At 34.0% G+C, this 19,681-nt stretch carries 18 protein-coding genes and 1 riboswitch; of the genes, 11 read left to right on the forward strand and 7 right to left on the reverse strand.

From position 1 onward, the window contains the following. Positions 1–32 precede the first annotated feature (32 nt). Complete coding sequence (locus HMPREF2930_RS10105) at positions 33–1,817, forward strand: cation:proton antiporter (RefSeq protein WP_017175040.1); 1,785 nt, start codon at positions 33–35, stop codon at positions 1,815–1,817. A 53-nt stretch (positions 1,818–1,870) separates the two neighbouring features. Here the strand turns inward: HMPREF2930_RS10105 and HMPREF2930_RS10110 are convergent, their stop codons facing one another. The 7 genes from HMPREF2930_RS10110 to HMPREF2930_RS10140 all read right to left on the reverse strand — a co-directional run bounded on the left by HMPREF2930_RS10110 (position 1,871) and on the right by HMPREF2930_RS10140 (position 8,359). After that, positions 1,871–3,835: a fructose-bisphosphatase class III gene (locus tag HMPREF2930_RS10110; RefSeq protein ID WP_017175039.1), complete on the reverse strand. Its 1,965-nt coding sequence runs from the start codon at positions 3,833–3,835 to the stop codon at positions 1,871–1,873. A gap of 145 nt (positions 3,836–3,980) precedes the next feature. Next, a complete protein-coding gene (locus HMPREF2930_RS10115) occupies positions 3,981–4,592 on the reverse strand; it encodes an undecaprenyl phosphate transporter UptA (protein ID WP_002448460.1) in 612 nt (203 codons plus the stop codon). A 117-nt stretch (positions 4,593–4,709) separates the two neighbouring features. Beyond that, on the reverse strand, positions 4,710–5,708 hold the full coding sequence (locus HMPREF2930_RS10120) for a ThiF family adenylyltransferase (protein WP_017175038.1): 999 nt from the start codon (positions 5,706–5,708) through the stop codon (positions 4,710–4,712). Beyond that, on the reverse strand, positions 5,708–6,475 hold the full coding sequence (locus HMPREF2930_RS10125; RefSeq protein WP_017175037.1) for a thiazole synthase: 768 nt from the start codon (positions 6,473–6,475) through the stop codon (positions 5,708–5,710). The genes HMPREF2930_RS10120 and HMPREF2930_RS10125 overlap by 1 nt, the downstream gene beginning before the upstream one ends. A gap of 1 nt (position 6,476) precedes the next feature. Continuing rightward, complete coding sequence (thiS, locus tag HMPREF2930_RS10130; RefSeq protein ID WP_017175036.1) at positions 6,477–6,677, reverse strand: sulfur carrier protein ThiS; 201 nt, start codon at positions 6,675–6,677, stop codon at positions 6,477–6,479. Next, a complete protein-coding gene (gene thiO / locus HMPREF2930_RS10135; RefSeq protein ID WP_017175035.1) occupies positions 6,661–7,776 on the reverse strand; it encodes a glycine oxidase ThiO in 1,116 nt (371 codons plus the stop codon). The genes thiS and thiO overlap by 17 nt, the downstream gene beginning before the upstream one ends. Next, the gene (locus HMPREF2930_RS10140) at positions 7,769–8,359 is read right to left on the reverse strand and encodes a thiamine phosphate synthase (protein ID WP_017175034.1); all 591 of its coding nucleotides are present in this window, start codon (positions 8,357–8,359) and stop codon (positions 7,769–7,771) included. Before HMPREF2930_RS10140 ends, thiO begins: the two co-directional genes overlap by 8 nt. 67 nt (positions 8,360–8,426) lie before the next feature. Next, a riboswitch (TPP riboswitch) is annotated at positions 8,427–8,536 on the reverse strand. A gap of 347 nt (positions 8,537–8,883) precedes the next feature. On the opposite strand from HMPREF2930_RS10140, the gene HMPREF2930_RS10145 reads away from it, so the two are divergent. The 10 genes from HMPREF2930_RS10145 (at position 8,884) to HMPREF2930_RS10190 (ending at position 19,574) form a co-directional block, all read left to right on the forward strand. After that, on the forward strand, positions 8,884–10,164 hold the full coding sequence (locus HMPREF2930_RS10145; protein ID WP_017175033.1) for a pyruvate MFS transporter: 1,281 nt from the start codon (positions 8,884–8,886) through the stop codon (positions 10,162–10,164). A gap of 177 nt (positions 10,165–10,341) precedes the next feature. Beyond that, positions 10,342–10,626 carry a putative quinol monooxygenase gene (locus HMPREF2930_RS10150; protein WP_002448351.1) on the forward strand — a complete coding sequence of 95 codons (285 nt, stop codon included), beginning with the start codon at positions 10,342–10,344 and terminating at the stop codon, positions 10,624–10,626. A gap of 95 nt (positions 10,627–10,721) precedes the next feature. Further along, complete coding sequence (locus HMPREF2930_RS10155) at positions 10,722–12,659, forward strand: FUSC family protein (RefSeq protein ID WP_029376764.1); 1,938 nt, start codon at positions 10,722–10,724, stop codon at positions 12,657–12,659. A gap of 72 nt (positions 12,660–12,731) precedes the next feature. After that, positions 12,732–13,145, forward strand: a complete 414-nt coding sequence (locus HMPREF2930_RS10160) for a DUF2188 domain-containing protein (protein WP_017175031.1) — start codon at positions 12,732–12,734, stop codon at positions 13,143–13,145. 156 nt (positions 13,146–13,301) lie between these two features. Beyond that, a complete protein-coding gene (locus HMPREF2930_RS10165; protein WP_017175030.1) occupies positions 13,302–14,003 on the forward strand; it encodes a GTP pyrophosphokinase in 702 nt (233 codons plus the stop codon). A gap of 123 nt (positions 14,004–14,126) precedes the next feature. Next, positions 14,127–15,002: an alpha/beta fold hydrolase gene (locus HMPREF2930_RS10170; protein WP_017175029.1), complete on the forward strand. Its 876-nt coding sequence runs from the start codon at positions 14,127–14,129 to the stop codon at positions 15,000–15,002. A 91-nt stretch (positions 15,003–15,093) separates the two neighbouring features. Beyond that, positions 15,094–15,816 (forward strand): MerR family transcriptional regulator, encoded by a 723-nt coding sequence (locus HMPREF2930_RS10175; RefSeq protein WP_017175028.1) that lies wholly within the window; start codon positions 15,094–15,096, stop codon positions 15,814–15,816. A gap of 117 nt (positions 15,817–15,933) precedes the next feature. Beyond that, the gene (locus HMPREF2930_RS10180; protein ID WP_017175027.1) at positions 15,934–16,614 is read left to right on the forward strand and encodes a GntR family transcriptional regulator; all 681 of its coding nucleotides are present in this window, start codon (positions 15,934–15,936) and stop codon (positions 16,612–16,614) included. 22 nt (positions 16,615–16,636) lie between these two features. Next, positions 16,637–18,175 carry a gluconokinase gene (gene gntK / locus HMPREF2930_RS10185; protein WP_017175026.1) on the forward strand — a complete coding sequence of 513 codons (1,539 nt, stop codon included), beginning with the start codon at positions 16,637–16,639 and terminating at the stop codon, positions 18,173–18,175. Between the two features lie 43 nt (positions 18,176–18,218). Then, complete coding sequence (locus HMPREF2930_RS10190; protein WP_017175025.1) at positions 18,219–19,574, forward strand: gluconate:H+ symporter; 1,356 nt, start codon at positions 18,219–18,221, stop codon at positions 19,572–19,574. Positions 19,575–19,681: the final 107 nt, after the last annotated feature.

Consider the following 19,681-nt stretch of genomic DNA (forward strand, 5'->3'; position numbering starts at 1 on the left):
ATATATTCAATTTAAATAAGGAAGGTGTAGATATGTTATTTGATTTACCTGTAATGCTAGTTATTGTATTATTTCTTGCATTAGGTATCTTCAGTCAATGGTTAGCAAATCGAATTAAATGGCCTTCGATTGTAGTAATGTCGATTGTTGGTTTATTAGTGGGACCCATATTAGGACTAGCAAATCCTGAGCATACGCTAGGTTCAGAGGTATTTAGTCCAATTGTATCTCTTGCGGTAGCAATCATATTATTTGAAGGAAGTAGTAATTTAGATTTTAGAGAATTAAAAGGCATTTCTAAGGCGGTTATACGTATTATTACGCTAGGCGCCACAATTGCATGGGTGCTTGGCGCCATTGCCTTACATAAAATTTTAGGTTTTCCTATTTCTATCGCTATTGTTATGGGAGGATTACTTCTTATTACTGGACCAACAGTGATTCAGCCACTGTTAAAACAAGCCAAAGTTAGAAACAGTGTAGATACTGTCTTACGTTGGGAAAGTATTATACTTGATCCACTTGGTCCAATACTAGCATTAGCTGCATTTTATGTGTATCAAATAATTGGACAAGGTTTTGGTTTCCAATTACTCTTTATATTTATTTTTAAAATGTTGGTTGTAGCATTAATTGGTTTTGGTGCTTCATTCTTCTTCAATTGGCTCATCCAACGCGATGTCATACCACAAAATTTAATGCCTTCTATTCAGTTGGTGTTTATATTGCTCGTGTTTAGTATCTGTGACCAAATTCTCGATGAATCTGGTTTATTAGCAGTAACTATTTTTGGATTAATGATGGCACGTTATAAACGACATGATTTAATTTATAAAGAGTCAGATCATTTTATTGAAAATATGTCTTCCATTCTAGTTTCAACGGTGTTTATTTTAATCACATCATCATTAACACCATCTGTATTGATGAATGTATTATCATGGAAGCTTGTGATTTTCTCACTTGTCATGATTGTGTTAGTACGTCCAATTGCTGTTTTATTATCTACAATCGGTACTGAAATCACTAAAAAAGAGCGTGCGCTTGTAGGCATGATGGCACCAAGAGGGATTGTTGTACTAACTGTAGCACAATTTTTCGGTGGATTATTCTTAAATGATAATATGAAAATGGCATCTTATATTACACCGGTAACATTTGGTTTAGTATTTATTACCGTAGTTATATATGGTTTTAGCTTTACACCAATAAGTAAAATGCTTGGTTTAGCAAGTACTGAACCTCCAGGTGTCATTTTAGTAGGTGAGAGCGAATTCTCTTATCACTTAGGTACACAGTTACAATCGCATGGTATTCCAGTTATGGTGTTTAACTTGTTTAGTAACACTTCTGATAAAGCTGAAGAACTCGGTTTTGAAATTTTTAAAGGAAATTTATTATCAAGTAGTGATCGTATGTATGCAGACTTAATTCGCTATAACAAATGCTTATTAATGACTAAATCATTTATTTTTAATAGTCTTGCATTTAATGAGTTAGTTCCAGAATTTGGATTAAATAATGTAAATATGATGCCAGTATCATTTACAGATGATCAAGCACGTAATAATTTAAATGGACCGCTTCGTAATCATATTTTATTTGATGAAAAGCACAGTCCAAGATGGTTTGACAATGTGATTACTAATCAAAATATTGTCGAAGTTCCAGCTTCTTCATATCATGATATTACAGATAAAGATATGATTATTTATCACATTAGTGACGATAAAGAAGCAACATTCCATAGGAGTACAAAATCAATGGATGAATATGATAATGGAACATATGGTATTTTAAGAAACGTATATCAATAATAAAAGCGCCCGGCGACCGTTCATTTGAAATGTCGCCGGGCATTATTATAGGTTTATTTTAAATATCTGTCGTGCATTAATAATTTTAACATGCGAATTTGTTCCATAATGTCTTTACCGACATTCGTATCTCTAATTTTTTTACGTTGTAATTCTTCATCAACGACACGTCGTACTGATAGTTCATCAGCACCATCAGATAAGACATTCTCTTTAGAATCAAAGAATTGGTGTGCTACAAGTTGCATACCAAATGAATTGTAAAGTAATGTGTAACCTGCGATACCTGTAGTAGATTGATATGCTTTTGAGAATCCACCATCAATGACTAACATCTTACCATTGGCTTTAATAGGATCTTCGCCATCGATTTCTTTTACTGGTGTATGTCCATTGATAATACGACCTTCATCAGGATTAAGTCCGAAATCTTTTAGCATTTTGCGAATCATATCTACATCTTCACGTAAGTAATAATACGGGTTTTTCGGTTCTTTATGAGACGCTTTATCTTCAATGAAGTAGCGCTCAAATGTAGTCATGGCACGTTTACCAAATAAAGAACTATATTTACCTGTCCATAAATACCATACAAGATCCGTAGATAAATCATCTGTTTTCTCTTTGTCGCTAAATGCTAAGCGTACGTGACGTTCAAAGACATCTAATAAATCACGGCCTTTATGTTTTACACCTTCAATTTCAAAAGCTTCCATTTCACCATGATCATCTACAGGAATGCAACCATGAATAAGAAGATTACCATTATAAGGGAGGTATAATTTACCTTTTTGCATTAGAAAGGCCATATGACGTTTTAATTTTTCAGATTGTTGGAAAGACAGTAATAATTTATTAACAACATCTTCTTCTTCTGGTAATAATGTTGCAGGGTCTTTAGGATCCACAGTACTAAAGCAAGTATCTTTTAAAGGATACGTTTTACCATAAATTGTAATTTCGTTTGTATCATAATTTATTTTTTCTAAAACTAAACGGTCTTCCATTTCAAAACTTGGTCGACGTTTAATAATTGGCATTTCAAGCTTAAATTGAATCATTGCAATGGCTTGGTGAATCTTAGTGATTTGTGCTTCTTCGTGTTTAGATAAGCCCACTTTTTTATCCGGACGTTTTTTCGGTTTGAACGCTGGGTTATCACCATCGTAATGTTTTTCAGCTAAAGTGAGGAGGGGCCTTAAATTAATACCATATGCATCTTCAATAATATCTAAGTTATCGTAGCGTGCACATATACGTAGTAAATTGGCTAAACACACTTTAGAACCTGCATAAGCTCCAATCCAAAGTACATCATGATTACCCCATTGAATATCAACAGAATGGTAGTCAATTAATGTATCCATAATTTTGTCAGGTTCTGGACCACGATCGTAGATATCACCCACAACATGAAGGTGATCGACGACAAGACGTTGGATGGTATACGATAATCCAATAATTAAATCATCTGATTGCTCAAGCTCGATAACTTGATTTAAGAGTGTTTCATAATACGATTTTTTATTATTAAATTCGTTATTTTTATAAAGCAACTCTTCAACGATATATGTATACTCTGAAGGTAAGGCTTTACGTAGTTTTGAACGCGTATATTTTGAAGAACAATACGTGATTAAATCAATCAAACGTTCGATTGTTAAGATATACCATTCATTTAACTCACGTTTTGAATTAAAGTCATTCTTAATGAGCTTTAATTTTTCTTCTGGATAATACACTAGCGCAGCTAAATCATCTATTTCTTTTTGGGATATGTTACCTGCAAAGATATCGTTAATTTTAGCACGGACATTACCAGAGCCATTTCTTAATACGTGTTGGAACGATTTATATTCACCATGAAGATCGCTGACGAAGTGTTCAGTACCTTTTGGTAATTCTAAAACGGATTCTAGATTAATAATTTCTGTTGCAAGTTTTTCAGGACTATCAAATTGCTGAGATAGTAAATCTAAATACTTTTTCTTTAATTCACTTTCCGTAGATTGAGACATTTGATTTCACTCCTGTATGGGAAATTTATTAAATAGTAAGCTGAGTAATAAAACCGCTTACATAAATTATCGTTAAAAAGCATCACTTTTTCAACAGTGATGCTTAAATTGTTGTAAATTTAATTTGAAAGTAAAATGAATGTCCTTATTTAGCGTTATTTTTTTTGAAGAATAGACGATAGAGTACATAAAGAATAATAATGATAAGAATCACATACATAAAATAAGAATATGTATGGATGCCAGACATTAATACATCGAAACTATCGCTAAGAAGACGACCAAGTAAAATTAAGGCAAAGTTCCAAATCGTTGTGCCTAATAAAGATAACATCGTAAATGTTGCCACGTTCATTTTATTGATACCTGCTGGAATAGTGATTAATACACGTAAAACAGGAATGAAACGACATAATAGAACTGCCCACGCACCATAACGTTTAAACCAGTCGTTCGCACGTTTCACATCATTTCCTTTAAGTTTGAACCATTTACCATACTTATCAACAAATCGATAAATACTTTCCTCTTTAATTAAACGACATAAATAATACAAAATAAGTAAACCGATAAATGAAGCAATTGTTGAAATAATAAATAAGACTAAAATTGAAAGACCTGATTTAACTGACATTAAACCTGCAAATGTTAATATAATTTCAGAAGGCACAACAGGCAAGACATTTTCTAATAAAATAAGAATAAAAATGGCTGCATAACCCCATTGGCCTATAAAATTTGTAATAATTTGTTCCATTATAAAGTTAAAAATCCTCCGTTATTAAACATTACTCGAATAAAAAATTCATAGTAAATTCATTATATAGGAATTTACTATGAATTGCTTGTTATAACATGATAGGGATTGTACAACTCATTTTAAGGATTTTAAATATTGATGATACAATTGTTCTGCTTCATTATCATCTTCCACGCCATAGACATTCATTCTACCATCTTTGAATAAGGTGATGTCATAATTACCGTCTTTAATTAGCTTAGCAAATGAGGTTGACTTTACAATATCACCTGGGAAATGTTCAGCATAGTCAAAAACAGTAGGTTGATATCTAAATAGGTAGGTTTTTCCGCATAAGCTTTCAATATTCTGTTGTTGTTTCGTTTCTAATAATTTGTAATGACCTTTACCACATACGTCACATTCATCATCTTTTAAAATATCGATATTCAATGCTTTATAATCAATATGAAATGTATCAAGAGTAATTAACTTATGAGAAAATCCATGACCAGATAAATAACGAATCGCTTCTGTGACCTCATAGCTTGCTACCTGTGTAATCACAGGCGGTAATACGCCATTAATAGCACAACTCTCTGCACTGGTTGGAATTTGTTTTAATAAACATTTCAAACAAGGTCCTTTGAAATCAATGCCGTAAACGGTACCTTTACTGCCTACAGCAGCACCATACACCCACGGAATATGGTGTTTTTGACAGGCTTCGTTAATAAGATAACGAATTTTGAAATGATCCATACCATCAATGACAATATCAGGATTGACGGCTTTTAAAATGTCCTCAATAGTTGTAGAGTCAATTTCTTGGTAATAAGTTTGAACGTTGACATTTGAATTAATGTGTTCAATCTTTTGTTTAACTGCGTGAACTTTAGGGACCATATTGTGAGCATCATCTTCAGTATAGAGTGCTTGGCGATGTAAATTAGATAATTCAACGATATCCATATCGACAATGGCTAAATGATGCGCACCCATACGTGCTAAAAGCTCTGCAACGTGACTTCCTAACGCGCCTGCACCAAGTATTAAAATGGTTGCATTGGAGAGGGCATTTTGGCCCTCCTCTCCAAATGCATGATAACGCAATTGACGGTTATAGCGTTGCATTATAAGAATCCTAAACCTTCAGTAGGGCTTGATGCTTGGGCAGTATATTTTACTGGAATACGTCCTGCTTCATATGAGAGACGACCTGCATGAATACCAAGTTTCATTGCTTCAGCCATTTTAACAGGGTCTTTTGCACCTGAAACTGCAGTGTTTAAAAGAATAGCATCAGCGCCTAATTCCATCGCATGACACGCATCTTTTGGTGAACCAATACCAGCATCCACAATAACGGGAACATTAGAATGTTTAATAATGTAACTTAAATTAAGTTGGTTATTAATACCACGTCCAGTACCAATTGGAGAAGCAAGTGGCATAACAGCATGAACACCTAATTCTTCTAAACGTTTCGCTAATACGACATCATTAGAAATGTAAGGACATACGATATAACCTTTTTCTAATAACACTTTACATGCTTCATATGTTTCAAATGGATCAGGTAACAATGTTTCATCGTCACCAATCACTTCAACTTTAATCATGTCACATACGCCAGCATGTTTTGCAATTTCAGCGATACGAATCGCTTCTTCAGCAGTTTTGGCGCCGGCTGTATTTGGAAAAGTAATAAAGTCGTTAAGATTAACACTTGCTAATGGATTAGGTAAGTTTTTATCATATAAATTCATACGTCTTACAGCAAAAGTCAGTACATTCGCTTCTGCTGCTTCAATCGCTTTTGTTTGCGTCGCTTCATCTTCAAATTTTCCTGTACCTAATAATAAACGAGATTTAATTTCTAATGGTCCAATTTTAAACATTTTATCCGCCTCCAACAAATTCTAATAATTCTAATCGATCATCTTCACGTACTGTATGTTGATCGTAGTCTTCTTGTTTAATTAAAGTTTTATTATGTTCGACAATGACACGTTTAGGATCTAATTCAAGAGATTCAAGTACAGATGTAATAGATTGTTCTGAATCAAAATTGAATGTGTCCCCATTAATGATACACTTCATGATTTAACCTCCTTGAAGCACTAAATGATTCATATCGACGCGGTTTAACACCGGTGAGTATCCAATTGGCGATATCACGACCGATAATAGGCGAAAGTAAAATACCGTTACGATAATGACCAGAAATCACAAATAAACCTTCATCAATACGGTCCATTATCGGTATTTCTCCTTCAGTATATGGACGGACACCAGACCACTGTTTAATGACTTTTCCGTGTGCGAGTTCTGGTATACGTTCATTTGCAAAGTGGTGTAACCAAGAGATGCCATCGTATGTATTACCAACTGAATAGTTATCAAACTCGCTTGTGGCACCAATTAAGAAACGATTTGGATATTTTGGCACGATATAACAGCCATTGGTCATAAATACGGTTTCTTTTAAATCCAAGTGGTCATTTTCAATCAGTAAAACTTCACCTTTTACACCGACTACATCTCTAGGTAGTGAGTATTGAGTTAATAATTTAGATGTCCATGCGCCTGCTGCCACAATGACTTTCTTAGCTTGTAATGTGCCTTGTGACGTTTCAACATCGTAGTACCCATTTTGGCGCTGAACAGATTGTACCTCTGTATTGACATATCGCTTAATTTGACGTTGCTTTAAAGATGTAAATAAAGCTTTAGTGTAGTGATTGGCATTAATCTGTCCATCTTGTGGAATGTAAATAGCCATTTCACTTGATGTTACTGTACCATTCGTTAAATGAGTCAGTTCCTCATCTGAAAGAACAATGACACTAGAATCTAAACCACTTAAAAACTGATACTGTTTTTCTAAATTTTCAACATCTTCAGGACGATTAGCTACTTTAATTAAACCTGAATTTTGAAACTGAATATCAATACCTGTCTCATCTTCTAAATCTTGACATAATTGTGGAAAGAGACTTCGTGATTCAAGAGCAAGTCTAAATAAATCAGTATCTTCAGTAAATTCATTTTGAGCACCTAACATGCCACCTGCTTTATATGACGCGTGTTTACCTGGTACGTCACGATCGATAAGTGCAATGTCAAGGTGAGATTGACTTAATTGGCGTGCAATAGACATGCCAATCACGCCCGAACCTATGATTAAAACATCATGCATCTTTCAACCACTCCTTTCGCAATAGTTCAATTTGTTGTAAAGATGCGTTCATAAAAAAAGAAATCGCACAAATTCCTTTAAAACCATGAGGTAATTGAAGAATCGTTTTTTTAGTGATACCTCCAATGGCATAAATGGGAATAGGAATCTCTAACACACGCTGAATCTCTGCTTTTGATCGAGGCAATTGATTAGGTTTTGAAGGTGTCTTAAAAATGTGACCAAAAAAGACATAATCAAGATCGTGTTCATAAGCTGCTTTAACAGATTCAATTGAATGTGTAGACATACTCACTTCAATCTCTGGATGCGTTGATTTATAGCTAAATGCATCTTCATCCATTTCTCGAAAATGAATATGAGAGAGGTGAAGTTGTTCAAGTAAATGTACATCACTATGAATAATGATTTTTGATTTAGGGAATCCTTTTTCTATAAGTGATGTTAAAAATGAAGACAAATCACTTGATGACATGGGAGTACGAAACAATAACCCATCTATTCCATCCGAGATATCAAGAAAATGTTGTACATCATCATTGGTTAAATCTTTATATTTCGTTATCGCTATAAAAATGAACATCACTCCTTAGTAAACAAAAAACGCTATTTCCCTGCAGTAGGGAAATAGCGTTTTGCTTAACTTTACGATATCCTAGTCGCCACTTTCCTACGCCAGTACAAACTGGATCAGGTTCCAGGAATTATAAAGTTCGTTCTTTACTCTCAGCCTTAAACAAAGGCACTTCCAGTGGATCGTTTATTCAGTTGTGTTTAAAATAAACATCAGCATTTTTGCTTCATTTTTATTCTACAACCTTTTTTAATAGAGTTCAAATACAAAAACAAATTAGATTTGTAGCAATATACTTTTTAATCAGTAAAACACATTTTATATAGTCATGTATAAATAAGATAAAAAATATTCAAAAAGTAATTGTAAACGCTTGCAAAAACTGTTAATATTATAAAAAATATATCAGAAAGCCTATGAGATGAGGCTCGAAAGGCGGTTGGAAACAACAGGGAAAGACGTGATTGGGAGTTTTCATTGTCAACGTATAAGTAGAATCAACACAATTTTAAAGGGAAGCAGGAAAAATAATTATGGTACAAAGACAAAAGAAAAGTAAGGTTCGTTGGTATTTCGCTATCGCATTCTTTATTATTGGGGTTATTGCATATATGGATAGATCTAATATCTCATTTATTGCACCTCAAATGATGGAAGATCTTCACATGACAAAGCAACAATTTGGTTTATTAGCTTCATTCTTCTCACTGGGTTATGCATTGATGCAAGTCCCTTCAGGTATGTTAGCAGAGAAGTTTGGTCCGCGTAAGATGATTTCAATCGCATTATTATGGTGGAGTGCATTTACAATTTTAACGGGAATGATTAAACATCATGGTCTATTATATTTAGTACGTTTCTTATTTGGTATCGGAGAAGCGCCAATGTATCCATCTAATGCAGTATTCAATTCAACTTGGTTTGCTAAAGATGAAAAAGGGAGAGCATCGAGTGCGTTGTTAGCAGGATCATATTTCGGTCCAGTATTAGCACCAGTAGTTACCATCGCAATTGTTAATGCATTTAACTGGCAAGCTGTATTCTATATTTTCGGTGCGGTTGGTATTGTGATTGCAGCACTTTGGGCAATTATTGCAAAAGATTTACCAGAGCAACATCGCATGGTCAATGAAGCAGAAAAACAGTATATCATGCAACATCGTGATTTAGTAGAAACAACTAAATCCGTAGCACCTTGGAATCAATTTTTTAAACGCATGAGTTTCTATGCCATTGCAGGGCAATATTTCGTAGTTCAATTTGTTATTGCTCTATTCTTAATTTGGTTACCTACTTATTTAACTGAGCAATATCATGTACAATTTAAAGATATGACAATTAGTGCTTTACCATGGTTTATTATGTTTATTTTAATTTTATCTGCGGGTGCGATTTCAGATAAAATTTTGCATAGCGGTCAAAGTCGTTTTGTAGCGAGAGGGTTAATTGCAATTGTTGGCTTTATCGTATTTGCTATCTCCATCTTCTTTGCAGTTCATACACAAAACTTATATGTGACCATCTTTTGGTTATCACTTGGCTTAGGTGGTATGGGTATTTCAATGGGAATGAGTTGGGCAGCAGCAAATGACATTGGACGTAACTTTGCTGGTACAGTATCGGGTTGGATGAACTTATGGGGAAATATTGGTGCGTTAATCAGTCCGTTTTTAGCAGGTGCATTAGTATCATCACTTGGCTGGACAATGACATTCCAATTATTAATTATTCCAGCGGTGATTGCAGCTGTATTATGGTTCTTTGTGACACCAGACAAACCATTAATTAAAGACGAAAGTAGACATATTAAATAATATTTATACATTATCTACAAAAGTAAAAGCTTGGGACATTATCAGTTGTCTCAGGCATTTTTAATATATTGACTATCGATGACTGAATTGAAAATCAATGCGGCCTTTCTTCTTACTATCGTTTTCTTTTTATAATAGACGGGTAAAACGTTATAATTATATTTGGAAGGTGATTATATGATTATTATTAATGCGAAACTTAAAATTAAAGAAGATGTGCGTAATGACTATTTAGATTTAATGAACAAGTTAGTTCAAAGTTCACGTCAAGAACCGGGTAATACATTTTATGCTCATTATGAAGATGTAGCAGAACATAACACATTCGTTGTTGTTGAAAATTATAAAGACCAAGAAGCGGTTCAAGCACATAACCATTCAGATCATTTCAAAGCATTTAGTGAAAATATAGGAAAATATGTCGCTGAAGAACCTGTCATTGATGTAGCAGAAACAAAATAATAACTAAACTTGCCTTGTCTAAGTGATATTTGTGCTTAGGCAAGGCGTTTTTCATGTTATGATAAGATGTATGAAAAATGAAAGGAAAGATAGTAGTGAGACATGTGATTGCTTCATTAATAAGGTTTGATAAGCCTAAAATTAATATATGGAAAGGTATACGCCAAGGATTATTAATGATTATCCCAACATTGATAGGGTATTTACTAGGACATTTTAGTTTTGGTCTACTCGTAGCAACCGGAACTTTGGCACATACTTATGTATTTAAAGGTTCAGCACAATCCATGTTAAGAACAGTCATTATTTGTACGTTATCCTTTACCATTTGTATGATGCTTGGAACATTAACTGTCAATCAGCCAGTTCTGTACGGCGTATTATTATTAATCGTTACTGTCATTCCATTCTATGTATTTAATGTGTTAAAAATTGCGGGTCCTTCATCCACATTCTTTTTAGTTACATTTTGCTTATCGAGTAACTTACCTGACGCTCCAGAACAAGCACCGATTCGTGGCTTAGCGATTTTTATTGGAGGAATGTTAGCGACATTAGTCGTCATTTTAACTATTGTATTCCAAAAACAAAAAGCTGAAGATCGAGCGATTACCTCTGACTTTCAGACGATTAATAATTTAATGCATCACTTTAATGATGCTGAAAAATTTAAAGACATTTCACAAGACATAGTAACGAAGTTTAAAAATTCAGAGAAACTATTGATTACATCGACTACTGCGATGAGTGAAAAGTTAAGTTCTCGCTTTGAAAAGTTATTGCTTCTTCATACATCAGCCCAAGGAATTTATGCTGAGTTACTTGAACTAAATGAAAAAAATATTCGTCCTATCCCTCAAGAACTGATTGAGATGATGGATATGATTACAAGAAATGCCTATAAATTATCTTCAAAACGAGAAAAATGGACGAAAAAAGTCGATGTGGATGAACCATTTGAAAGTTTGATGCAACACATACTTAAAATAGATGAAATTGCGCAATTACGACCGGAACAAATAGAATCTGAAGCGAGTATTCGTAAGCCGTTATATAGTAAACGTATCGTTCAAAACTTAACACTCGATTCCATTATTTTCCGTAATGCATTAACGTATGCTGTTATTATGGGCGCAGCTATTTTTGTCTCGTTATTTTTCAATATCCAACGCTCATATTGGATTCCATTATCCGCCCATACAGTATTATTAGGATTAACGACGATTCGTATGTTAGACCGTTCATTAGCACGGGGTCTTGGAACAATTGTAGGAACTTTACTTCTATCAGCCATACTCTTTTTCCAACCTCATTTAATTGTCGCAGTCATTTTAATGGGACTGTCTGCTATGATGACAGAAGGATTTGTCGCAGCAAATTATGCTTTTGCAGTTATTTTTATTACAACACAAGTCATCCTGTTAAATGGTTTAGCCTCTGGTAATTTATCCATTGATATTGCGTATACACGAATTGTTGACGTATTGATCGGGATTGTGATTGCGGTCATTGGTGTTTTAATCATTAATCGAAAAAATGCGTCAACCATGTTACCTACTGTGATTGCAGAAGTGGTACGTAAAGAAGCGGTTATTTTCCAATATTTATTTTCAGAAAATAAATACCAAGATACAGCACGTGATAGAACAGAAAGTTTATCATTATCTGTAAAAATGAATAACATGACACAAGTGTACAATTCAGCCAATGGTGAATTATTCTCAAGTAAAGAGGCCATTCGTTATTATTATCCAAGTATTTTTGCCTTAGAAGAAATTAGCTTTATGTTAATGCGTGCAATGCAAGACAAACAACGTCAACGCATTTCAGAAAAACAAATGGGAGAATATCTTGTCACATTTGAAAATGTAGCAAAACATTTTGAATTACGCGGTAGTCTTAATGAAAAAGAATTGACGGATTTACCACAGTATAATTATTTAAAATCTGCCTTAATGAAGTTACAAGATAATTGTGTAGCAACACGTAAAGACGTTGATCATACAAATCATCAGAAAACGGTGGACGCTTAATATCAATGTATGACGTTTCATTATAGCGTAGGGTGGTAAAGCTTACTAAACACTATAGAGGAGCGTGACATCATGCCTTGGACAATGAATGATTATCCACAAACTTGGAAACATTTAGATGAATTAGAGCGTAAAAAAGCCATTGATATTGCAAATGCGATGTTAAAAGATGGCTACAAAGAGGGAGACGCTATTCCTATTGCAACAAAACAAGCAGAAGAATGGTACAAAGATGCCAGTAAAGAAGAATTAGAAGAATTAAAACATAAACATATTACTCAACATCAAAAAGATCCATCAGCACAACCTGAACTGAATGATGAAGATGTTCATGTATATTATGAGAATCATGAATGGAAAGTTAAAACAGAAGATGCAAAACAAGCGTCTGATACGTTTAGTACTAAAAAAGAAGCAAAACAACGTGCCAAAGAAATTGCTAATAATCGTGGTACACACGTGATTGAACATCAAAAAGATGAATAATGTAATAGAGTCCGAGTAGCAATGAAACCTGCTATTCGGATTTTTTTATGACTAAATGACTCAGACTAAATGAGTAGCGTCAAGTCTAGGTTATCATTTTTAGTTCACTTAAGAGTTAGATATAATATACAGTGATGATTAAAGGAGGCAACAAATATGTACGTAGAGAGAAAATCATCATTGTACATTGAAGAGCTACGCAGTGAATTCAAAGAAAATATTGATAAGTTTAAGAATGGAGATGAAGCATTCGATAGGCTAGTGGGTTTCGTAGAACTCGATCATCTATATTCTTCTGCATTAAAAGAGATTAGTACGAAGTTAGATATTTTAGATGACAATTTTAATCATATTTACAAACATAATCCAATTCATCATATGGAACGTCGCGTCAAAGAAATGACGAGTTTAGTTAAAAAATTGCAACGTAAAGGTTTAACTGTAGATGCAGAAACAGCGAAAACCAATATTTTAGATATCGCCGGTATTCGTGTAGTATGTAACTACCTTGAAGATATTTATGTGATTGAGAAGTTATTATTAAAACAAGAGGACGTTAAATTACTTAAGCGTAAAGATTATATACAACACCCAAAAGAAAATGGTTATCGCAGTCTTCATATAGTCGTGTCGATTCCAGTCTTTCTAGCTGATAGAGTAGAAGCTACACCAGTAGAAATTCAAATTCGAACTATTGGTATGGATATGTGGGCAAGTTTAGAACATAAAATTCGTTATAAAAATAATACCAATACAGAGGACTATAAAGACAAACTTAAAGAATGTGCAGTAGAAATCTCAGATGTCGAAGCAAAAATGCAAACCATTCACTCAGAGATTCAAGATAAAGATAAATAATTTAGTCATATAGCGAAACGATAGAAACGTATAGCTATTGTTTCGCTTTTTTATATAAAATAAAATGATATATTTTTATGATAAAATAAAATAATAGTAATATATATTTTTTGGAGTTTTAAAATGATTGAACAGAATTTTAAGTCACAACGATATGAATTAAAACAATTTAAGGGTGAACACATTGAAGTCGCATTTGCCGGAAATATGAATGCAGATAAAACCATCGTATTTATACATGGAGCAATGATGACATATCGCATTATGTTGTTGTTTGAGCCTTATTTTAGAGAGAACAACCTTATTTTTGTTAACTGTCCAAGTAGAGGCGAAAGCTCTAACATTGTAAGAGAACAACATACGTTAGATGATTATTCCGAGCGTATCAATGATGTGCTTTCACAAGTTATCGAAACATACGGTATTAAAAATTTAATTATCATAGGTTATTCTATGGGAGGTATGATTGGCACACGCTTATTAAAATTTAATACGTTACCTATTTCACATCTGGTTTATTTAAATAGTGCTGCACGTATTACACCAAATCAAAGCATGTTGTCACGTTTATTTACTTCAAATAGTAAAAGAGATCATTTTAAAGATGAGATGATTGCTTGTAAAAATTTACCGCAATATATTTTGAAAAAATCTTTTCATAACAAAAATAATAGCATTCGTAATTTATTTTCATATATTGCACCCATTAAAACGATTATTACAGATATCATTTATTCTACAAACGCAGATTACCTTCCGGATATAGAAGAAATAGAACAATTTCCTAAACTTTTATTTATCTCAGGAGAAGATGACGAAATCATTCCTTACACGGATTCACAAGAAACAATGAAAATGTATAAAAAATATGGCGGTGAAGTAAATGAGGTCGTATATTCTGGTATCGGACATATCGACTTTCCTGCTGTCTTGGATAATCTGCCTAATGGCACGATAGGTATTATTGACCACATTAAACAGTGGATTCAAGAAGAATAAGACCACCGGCAGACTTCATAAGCAAATGTTAAAATCATACTTGCTTATGACGTAGCGTCATTAGCTATGTTAACAGTAGGAGGTGAATGATATGTCACACTATACGATTGGAGAATTGGCAAAACAGAGTAAAGTCACGATTCGAACATTACAATATTACGATCGAAGAGGATTACTTATAGCTCATCGACAAACTGACTCTAATCGCAGATATTATACTGACGAACATGTAAAGCAGCTTGAACTGATTTTAGTATTAAAACAATTAGGATGTACGTTAGATGAAATAAAGACATTACTTGATGAAGATACAAATATGAACACGTTTAAAACATTACTTTCATTGAGAAAAGATGCGTTACATTCAAAAGTAGAGATGTACAGTCATACATTAAATCAAATTGAAAAGGTCGAAACATACATTTCTGAACAGTCAAGTGCGCCTATAAACCATCTTACTGATATTGATGATGCTATGAAACAAGAATATAAAATAACATACTTTAGAAAAAAGATTTGGATAAGTGTTGGCATCTTAGGGATCATACAATATAGTGGTTTGCTATTAAGTCTATTAAGACGTTCAATTAAGCCATTGATTGTTATATTCCCCATCTTAATCACATATGCCATTGTGCTGACAGCAATATATTTAAAAAAGGTGTTATATCTGTGTCCGAATTGTCACCATACATTTAAACCTACATTAGGTGCTTTCGTAAAAGCGAAACATACACCTAAAACAAGACAATTAACATGTCCTAACTGCCATCAAACACATTATTGTATCGAAGTATACCAAAACGAATCGTAATAAACACCTGGCTTATAATGAGCTAGGTGTTTTAAATTACAAAAAAGTAAGCGTTTGCAAAATTTGAAATGGTGTATTACTATACTTGTATACAAGTTAACGTATTGAGGTGAAAAGATGGAACAACATTATCCGAAACAATGGAAAAACAGAATGACTACAGGGGAAAGTATCGCTGCGGAACTTAGGTTTCAGATTGTTAATAGTACGCTTGAACCCGATACATTACTAACTGAAAATCAAGTGGCTAAACAATTCGATGTCAGTCGCTCTCCAGTTAGAGATGCATTTAAATTGCTGCAAACGAATCAACTCATTCACCTCGAACGTATGGGTGCAAGGGTTCTTGAATTTGGTGAACAAGAAAAGAAAGAATTATATGATTTGAGATTAATGCTTGAATCCTTTGCATTTTCAAAATTAAAGTATATTGATAGAAAAAAAGTGATTAAAGAAATGAAAAAACATTTAGAAATGATGAAAGTCGCTGTTCAATTTGAAGATGCTGAATCCTTTACGCAACATGATCTTCAATTTCATGAAGCATTGATTCATGCCTCTCAACATCATTATCTTCAAACATTTTGGAATCATTTGAAACCCATTGTAGAAGTACTTGTATTATGTTCAATGAGAGAGCGAATGAGAACAAATAAAGAAGATTTTGACAGAATACACCGTAATCATTCGATATTTATAGAAGCGGTAGAACGTTATGATACGGATACGTTAAGAGAAGCGTTTCATTTAAACTTTGATGATGTAGGTAAAGATATTGAAAGCTTTTGGTTACAATAAATAGAAGGAAGAAGGAATACATATGAAATACATGATTGGAGTAGATATTGGAACAACAAGTACGAAGTCAGTACTTTATGATGAACAAGGTCAATTTATTACAAAGCATAATATTGGCTATCCATTACATACGCCAAATGTTGATGTTTCAGAAGAAAATCCTGACGAATTATTCGATGCCGTATTAATGACAGTCAAACATGTGATTCGCGAATCTGGGGTACATAAAGAAGATATTAAACTCATTTCTTTTAGTGCGCAAATGCATAGCTTAATTGCATTAGATAGCCAACACGAGCGTTTAACTGAAAGCATGATTTGGGCGGATAATCGTGCGAATCAATATGCTGACTTGATAAATGAACAATATGGGGGACATGACATTTATAAACGCACAGGTACACCCATTCATCCTATGTCACCACTCTCTAAAATCTTTTGGATGAAACATGAACAACCAGATATTTATCAAAATACTGCAATGTTTGCGGATATTAAAACATATATTTTCTATCAACTTTATGGAGAATACGTGATTGATCACTCTATGGCTTCAGCAACAGGTATGTTTAACTTACAGCAATTAGACTGGGATCAAGAAGCACTTGAATTACTCGGTATTTCAGCCTCTCAATTGCCTCAACTTGTACCAACGACCCATATTTTAAAAGGGATGAAAAAACGTTATGCCACATTGATGGGCATCGATGAAAATACGCCGGTTGTAGTTGGCGCAAGTGATGGCGTGTTATCAAATTTAGGCGTCAATAGTTATAAAAAAGGGGAAGTTGCAGTCACAATTGGGACATCAGGTGCGATTCGTACAGTCATTGATAAGCCGCGTACAGATTATAAAGGTCGCATTTTCTGTTATGTCTTAGATGAAGACCATTATGTGATTGGTGGACCGGTCAACAACGGGGGTGTCATTCTTCGATGGTTAAGAGATGAATTACTCGCCAGTGAAGTTGAAACAGCAAAACGCTTGGGAGTGGATCCTTATGATGTGCTTACTAAAATAGCGAGTCGTGTTAAGCCAGGTGCAGATGGCTTAATTTTCCATCCGTATCTTGCAGGAGAGCGTGCACCATTATGGAATGCGAATGCGCGTGGCTCATTCTTCGGCTTAACATTGTCACATCAAAAAGAACACATGATACGCGCTGCACTTGAAGGGGTGTTGTATAACCTTTATACCGTCTATTTAGCACTTATCGAAGTAATGAATGAAACACCAAATACGATTAAAGCAACAGGTGGCTTTGCGAAAAGTGAAGTATGGCGTCAAATGATGGCAGATATTTTTGATACGGATGTCATCGTACCAGAAAGTTATGAAAGTTCTTGTCTAGGTGCGTGTGTCCTTGGTTTAAAAGCATTGGGAGATATTGAAGATTATTCAATTATCGAAAATATGGTTGGTACGACTTATGCACATCAACCCAACCAAGATACAGTAAATATGTATCAACAACTTGTAACGATATTCATAAATTTAAGCCGTACACTTGAAGATCGCTATGAAGAAATTGCAGATTTTCAACGTAAACATATGAATTAATCGACGTATTTAAATAAATGAAACATTAAAGGGGAGAAGACAAATGGGAACAATATGGACACTAGCAAGTGTGGTCATTGGAATCGTATTACTATTAACATTGATTATTTTCTTAAAACTAAACACATTTATTTCATTAATTATTACATCTATTGTAACATCCATCTTATTAGGCATGCCTTTAAATAAAGTAATGGAAACGATAGAAGCAGGTATGGGCGGCACCCTAGGTCATATTGCACTGATTTTTGGATTAGGCGCGATACTTGGTAAATTGCTGGCAGATGGCGGAGGTGCCAACCGTATTGCGGATACACTGATTGATAAATTTGGACCAAAACATGTTCAATGGGCAATGTTAATTGCAGCCTTCATCGTTGGTATTGCATTATTCTTTGAAGTAGGATTAGTATTACTCATTCCACTTGTTTTTACAATTGCTAAACGTGCGAAAGTGTCACCACTGAAACTAGGATTACCTATGGTAACAGCATTATCTGTGACACATGGTTTTTTACCACCACATCCTGGTCCAGTAGTTATAGCAAAAGAATTAAAAGCGAATATTGGACATGTGTTACTATATGGGATTATTATTGCCATTCCAGTGACACTCATTGCAGGTCCGATCTTTAATAAATTTGCACAAAAACTCATCCCATCAGCTTATACACGTGAAGGAGATATTTCAGCACTTGGTTCACAAAAAGAATTTAAAGCATCTGAAATGCCAAGTTTTGGTTTAAGTATTCTCACTGCTGTATTACCTGTTATTTTAATGTTATTATCAACGGTTGTTCAATTAGTGACTGGACATGAAACTGCTAAAAATCTATTTGAACAAATCATTTACTTTATCGGTACAGCAGGTACAGCGATGTTAATTTCAGTCATCTTTGCTATTTTTTCAATGGGCTTACATAGAGGAAGAAAAATGGATGACATTATGAAATCTGTAACGAATGCTATTTACCCAATTGGGATGATGATTTTAATTATTGGTGGTGGCGGTACATTTAAACAAGTTCTCATTGATGGCGGTGTAGGGGATACGATTGCTAAGTTATTCGAAGGCTCAACCCTGTCACCTATCTTATTAGCATGGATTGTCGCTGCAGTATTACGTATCGCACTAGGTTCAGCAACAGTCGCAGCAATTTCAACAACAGGTATCGTCTTACCATTATTACAACATTCAGATGCCAATGTGGCACTTGTCGTACTTGCCATTGGTGCAGGGAGCGTTATCTTATCACACGTTAACGATGCGGGATTCTGGATGTTCAAAGAATATTTCGGATTGACTGTGAAAGAAACATTCTTAACTTGGTCATTACTTGAAACCATCATTTCAGTATCGGGCATCATCTTTATCTTATTCATTAGTTTATTTGTATAACTTATCAAAGAAGTGAGAGAGAAATCATTGAATTTCAATCTTGCTTCTTATTTTTTATATCATGAAAGAATACAGTCAATCGCTATGAATGACAATAAAAGAATGAT

This window comes from Staphylococcus sp. HMSC068C09 (genome assembly GCF_001813735.1).
Taxonomy (GTDB): Bacteria; Bacillota; Bacilli; order Staphylococcales; family Staphylococcaceae; genus Staphylococcus; species Staphylococcus hominis.